This window comes from Candidatus Omnitrophota bacterium, from assembly GCA_016929445.1.
GTDB lineage: Bacteria > Omnitrophota > Gorgyraeia > JAFGIU01 > JAFGIU01 > JAFGIU01.
This window is the reverse complement of the sequence record JAFGIU010000101.1, coordinates 1-6,085: the sequence shown is the minus strand read 5'-3', so window position 1 is coordinate 6,085 and position 6,085 is coordinate 1. Positions and strand designations below refer to the sequence as shown.

The 6,085-nt window shown below is 55.0% G+C and carries 4 protein-coding genes; all 4 read left to right on the top strand.

The features are described 5' to 3' along the window. On the top strand, positions 1–369 hold a 369-nt coding region (locus JW937_08130), incomplete at its 5' end, for a uroporphyrinogen-III synthase (protein ID MBN1587374.1). 131 nt (positions 370–500) lie between these two features. Next, complete coding sequence (locus JW937_08125) at positions 501–4,676, top strand: hypothetical protein (GenBank protein MBN1587373.1); 4,176 nt, start codon at positions 501–503, stop codon at positions 4,674–4,676. An 81-nt stretch (positions 4,677–4,757) separates the two neighbouring features. After that, positions 4,758–5,471 carry a ubiquinone/menaquinone biosynthesis methyltransferase gene (locus tag JW937_08120; protein ID MBN1587372.1) on the top strand — a complete coding sequence of 238 codons (714 nt, stop codon included), beginning with the start codon at positions 4,758–4,760 and terminating at the stop codon, positions 5,469–5,471. Next, on the top strand, positions 5,468–6,085 hold a 618-nt coding region (locus JW937_08115; protein ID MBN1587371.1), incomplete at its 3' end, for a polyprenyl synthetase family protein. The genes JW937_08120 and JW937_08115, both read left to right, overlap by 4 nt.

Below are 6,085 nucleotides of genomic sequence, written 5' to 3'. Positions count from 1 at the left end.
AGGCAAGCGAGTGGGATCTTCAGGGCTCGAGAAGCGAGGGACACTTTGCCTGAAGGACTGAGGGAGCGAGGTGCCCGCGTGGAAGTCGTGCCGGTCTATCGCACTTTGCCGGAGAAGGCCAGCCCGTCCCAGCTCGCAAAGCTGGAGAACCTGGATGCCGCCTTGTTCACTTCCAGCTCTACCGTGGAGCAGTTCTTCAAAATGGTCGGAAAGCCTCGCGCCCTCAAAATTTTGGGACAGACCCAGGTGGCCTCCATTGGCCCCATCACCTCCCGCACTTTGGAGGATTACGGTCTCCGGGTCGATGTTTGTGCTTCCTCCTCAACTGTCCCGGATCTTATCCAGGCCCTCATTAAATCCACTATTTAGTAAGATATTACGAATAAATAGTTTACATAAAATAAGAAGAGTCTCTAAAGAAACTAAAGTAATTTAAAAAGCATTGGAGGATACCCCTTTGTCAGGTACACTTTTTAGTATGTTGCAGGAGTGTGTCTTTGATGAGAAATCCTCGAAGTCCTGGCTTTAGATTTCTGGCATTGATCCTGGCTCAGGTGTTCTTGTGGACCAGTATCCACCCGGTGTTCGCCGCGCCTTCACGCCCGCAGTTTGTGCGCCCGGTTCAAAGCAATCTGAGCCCAGAGGCCCCGGTTTCCTTACCCGCATTGCAAAAAGTAATCGCTCATTCCGGCGCTGAAAACCTGGATGTTTCCGCCCTCCAAATCCCTGCCGAAATCGGCAGAGTTGTGGAGCGCCGCAAAAACCCCTTGGCGCGGCAAATCGTGGTTCACATCCAGGACCTGCACGCCAATCCCGAAGCGCAAAACAATATTGCTGAGATTCTTCGCTATCTGTACGAGACGTACGGAATGGCGCAAGTGGGTTTGGAAGGCAGCGAAGGCCCGATTGATACCTTTCTTTTTAGCACCTTGCCCAATGAGGAGGTGCGGCGCGAATGGGCCGGCCAAGCGTTGGCAAAAGCGCTCATCACCGGGCCTGAGAAAATCTGTATTACAGATCGCATCCCTCTGGAGCTTCTCGGCGTGGAGGATCGCGCTAAGTACATAGGGGACTTTAGGGCTTTTAGGGAAATCCACAGCGTGGATTCCGGGGTGTTGCAGAGCTTGCAGGATTTCCAGAACCAGGCAGAGGCCTTGGGCAATGTGCTTTATCCTGCCGGAGCCCGGGAGCTTGTGCGGGCCTATCGAGGATTTGCAGAGGGCGAGGTGGGGATGGAGACCCACTTTGGCCTTTTGCGCGCGACGGCCGGGGAACTCGGCATTGACTTGCAAATTTCCTATCCAACCCTTGCGGCCTTTTTCCGGCTTCAAGAGCTGCAGGCCTTCTATCGCCCCGAGGCTTTCAAGGCAGAACTTACGCGGGTGTTGGACCGTATCCGCACCGGCGACGCGGCTCCCCGGGAGCAAGAAGAGATTATTGCCGCGGCCGGGCTCCTGGCTTCAGGCTCTCTGACCCCCGGTCAGTTTGCGCAGCATCTTTTGGGGACCCTCAACTTCGCCACTCAAGGCAATACCGATTACCCGCAGATGACTGTTATGGCGGAAATTGAAAGCTTGGGGCAGCATTTGAAGCCCCAAGAATTGATTCAGGAGCAGGAGGCGCTTCAGAACGACTTGCTCCTAAGCTTTCTCGAGGATGAGGACCAAAAGGCTCTTTATCATCTTCAAAAACGTATTGAAATCGTGGGCAAGCTGTTGCGAGCAGAGGCCGGTCCCGCGGAGTGGGAGGTCTACCAATCAAATCGTGCCCTTTGCCGGGGCGTTGCTTTGGTCCAATCCCTGCAAGAGATCCAAGAGCGGCAGGGGATTTGGGATATGGATTCGGACATACGAACCCGCGCATTGGAATGGGACAGGGCCTTGCTCAGTGCGCAAGCCTTTTACACCGTAGCTGAGGAACGCAACCCGCCGCTCGTGGAGAATTTTCTGCGGCATCTGCAGGAGGGCAAGGAGCGCTTAGGCGTCTTGATCACCGGTGGATTCCACAGCGTGGGCGTGACACAGATTTTGGAGCAGTCGAATATTTCTTTTGTGGTGGTGGTGCCCAAGGTGACACATCTTGAAGACTCCGGGCTTTACCTGGAGCGGATGATGGCGCTGAATATAGGGCCGGAGCAAACGGGAATCCGGGTGGCCCGGCGAGCCGCCGACACCGAAACTCTCGCGATTCCCCATATGCTGGCGCGCAGTCCTATTGAAGATCAAGCCGGGGTACTGAATTTCTTTGATGAACAACTGGGGGAGATACGGCGCATGCTGGAGGAGCACTATGGACCTGAAGATCAGGACAGCGTGCAAAGAGACTATGAGCAATGGCTGGACGCGCTGATCGGGCAGATTGAGGAGCATCCGGAGATTCGTAATGATTTGCGGGACGCATACATTCAGGGGGCCCAGCGTGCAGCTGAGCGCCAGTGGCTGGAGTGGGCGAGCGTCCAGGGTTCGGGCGAGGAGCAGAGACAGGCCGCTTCCCAGGTTCTTGCGCTGTTGGCCAGGTACCCGCAGCCCTTTGTGCAAGGAGTGATCCTTTCTGCAGTGGGGTGGGTTCGAAGAAATCTCTCTACAGAAGGCATTGCGGATCAAATAAGGGCTGCCATGCGAGGTGGCCCCATAACGCGCAGAGCCTTCTTGGGAGGAGCCGCCTTTTTGACCGCAGGGCTAATCATTGGGTTGGAGCAGCCTTTGCGGGCATTGGGGGCTGCTTCGGAGTTAGCGGCCGCACAAGTGCAGGTTCCGCCATTGCAAGGGGAGTCTCTTAGCTCGGAGGCTCGAGCGATTGTGGATGATTTAGTCACTCAATTCAATACAGCGATGGATGACATCAATTACAGTCCTGTGAACAGGGTTTTTACCAGGGAGCAAATGACCGAGTTTTTCCGTGCGGGCATAACGAATATCTTTCAAGCTAGGATTGCCGGCGTTAGTGACGAAAGGATCGGGTTGTTTTTCTTGCCATCCATTGAAAGGATTCAATTTGCTCAAAAATTTCCGGACGGGTGGCCCCTCCAATCTGCGGGTATGACCTTGCTGGATGGGAAAAACACCATGCTGTTCAATTTGGACTTCTATAATCCGGTTCGTGGACGAGAGGGCCAAGAAGGATTGGGCTTCTTCTGGGCTTGGGATCACAACGGGGAGTCTCCGACACCTGGGCAGTTGGCAAGCATGGTCCAACAGGGTTTTATGGCACAAACAGCCCATGAAGCTGTGCATGGGTATCAGAATCAAGAGGGTGTGCGGGCGGATGTGAACGGAGAGTTCCTGTTTGAGCCGGATCGCCTGCTGGATTGGAATGCGCCACGATCTTACGATTACCCTCAGCTGGAGAGATTGGGCAGGGCAGAAGCCGAAGCGTATGCGGTCGCATATTTATTGGCTGGAGAAGAAAGAGATCGCTGGATGGCCCTGCACCAATCTGACCGAAATGATGAAGGTATCTCTTTTGCGGGTGTGATGGCTCAGTTCAATATGGGCGGAGATTGGAATGTGGGAGAAGTCCTTTGGGGGCTCACACGTTTGGAGCAAGAGGTCCAGGCTGTGCTTGGGGCAGGGACTCATCTTGAGTTCAGCAGACTTACCCCAGTGTCTGCGGAACCAATGCATTGGGCGACTTTTGACCTGGGCTACTTCTTAGAAGGAGAACCTGGAAGTGTGCAAATCCGTTTTGCGGTTCCTGCAGAAGAGCTGTCTTATCTTCCAGATGTGCTCCACACAATCCCGGTCCAACACGAGAATGGAGAGCCGACTTATTTCTTGGTTATAGAGCAGCACCTTGGGGGTGTGGATCTCCCATTGGGCTTATCATGGCAGGCGCCTGCTGAAAACCTTGATGAGAAGAGGGCAATTCAAGCCCCTGAGGCCATGCTGGCGTCTCTGGCAAAGCACCCCGGCTTGCAGATTGGAAAGGACTCCCGGACGGGAATATATACCATGGAAATGCTGCTGGGAGGCAGTATGAGTGAGATCTGGCGAGGGGTACAAGTGACTCTGGGTACCGATGCTTTGAACGAAGCCATACCGCATGTTGTGGTTCCTGCAGCAGAGGATTCACTGACCGGTCTTTTGGCTGAGCGGGAGCAGAGTATTCCTGATCCCCTGGGAACAGCAAGAATTGGAGTTGAGCGCATAGAATCTGTTGACGGTGCAATAACCTATGTGGTGAATGTGGGTGAGTCCTATGATCCTGCCGACATCGCCTATGCTTATGACATAACTTCGGTTGCTTTCAATCTTGTAGGGGTCTTGACTGCGGACACAAGTGCTACGATTGCAGTGATTGGTTCCCAACGAGATGGTTTTGTAAATGAATTCCAGAATTTTGCGCAGGACGTACGGGAGGGCGAACCCCCCGGAACTTTCGCAGCGTCCCAAAGTGGGCCGGTTGTCATCAATGGCATACGCTTTGATGGGATAGTCCTCGAGGTGGGGCGTGCGGATGCGGTGTTATCATCTCCAGAAAGAACAACTACGGTGGAGTCCATTCCCGATACGCTCAGTGTCGCTTCTGTGGAGCTTACGCGAGATATCGTTACAGCTCGGGAATTGCAGGCGCTGAGCTTTGACACATCGGATCCCGGAACCCGTGCCGCACCGGATTCCATTCAGACTCTGCAGACCCGCGCCCTCTTCCAGACCCAAATCCAATCCTCTCTCTAACTCTGGGGACAGGTCTCGCCAACCCTAGCTTCTGCCATTAGTTGCGGAAGGTCCGTCCCCCTTCAGGTATACTATAAAACTATGAACAGCCCGGTCCTGGAGCAAAACGAGGTCGAGAGGGTCTTTGACCGCATTGCCCATCGCTACGATCAATTCAACAGTCTGGCCAGTTTTGGCTTGGACCGGGCCTGGCGCCGTACCCTGATCCGCAGGCTTCCCGGGCATTGCGATATTCTGGACCTGGGCTGCGGGACCGGGGTTTTGACTTCCCAGGTTTCCGAGCGTCCGGGCGCCTCAGGCAGGGTGCTTGGGGTGGATATTTCCGCAGACATGCTCCGGTGTGCGCGCCGGAATCAGACGCGGGTGCCTTCTCCGTTAGCGTCCACTTTGTTGCGCGCCAGCGGTGCGGACATTCCTGTGGTGTCCGCCTCTTTTGATCGAGTCATCAGTGCGTTTGTATTGCGCAATGTGCGATCCCAAATGCCGCGGGTCTTGGATGAAGTGTTTCGCGTGCTCCGGCCCCACGGACAGGTTTTGATGCTGGATTTGGGAAAGCCCGGCTCTGCCTGGATGCAGAACGGGCACCGGTGGTATTTGAACCGGGTGCTGCCGCGTATCGGGCGGGTCTTGACCGGGACGCAGGAACCCTTTGAGTATCTTTCGGCTTCTATCTTGGAGTTTATGGAGCCTGAGGAAGTGGTGAGGACCATGAAAGAAGTTGGATTCTGTAAATCAGGTTTTGATGCGGTGTATGGGGGTTTAGTCGGGATTTACTGGGCGGAGAAAGACCGATGAATCCGATCCTCTCTCAATCGACGGTGTCGCAATTTGCTCCCTTGCAGACGATTTACGCTCCTGTTTGGGATGCGCTGGAGCGGGTGGATCAAGAGTATTTGAGGCAGATTGAAGGCGAGCGCGGCATGATCCAGGAAATCGGCCGGCACTTGGCCGAGGGGCGTGGCAAGTTCTTGCGTCCGGCCCTGGTGCTCCTGTCGGCGGCGCATTCGGGTGGAGCCGATGATGCGCTCCGGGTGAAGCTTGGCGTGGTTGTGGAGCTTATCCACGTGGCGAGTTTGATTCACGACGATGTCATGGACCACGCAGCTTTGCGCCGAAAGCAGGTGACCCTGAATTCGCGCTGGGGAGACGAAGCCTCTGTTATTTGCGGGGATATTCTCTATAGTAAGGCATTCAAATTGCTCGTGGACATCGGAGTGCCCGATGTGATGCAGACCGTGGCCCGGTCGACCATGGTGATGTGTTCCGGGCAGCTTGCCGAACTGGAACGGCGTCAAGACCTGGGACTCCAACGCGAAGGCTATCTGGATATCATTATTCAAAAGACTGCGCGTTTGATTTCGGATTGCTGCCGTTCGGGCGCGCAGTTGGCCGGTGCGCATCCCTCTGTT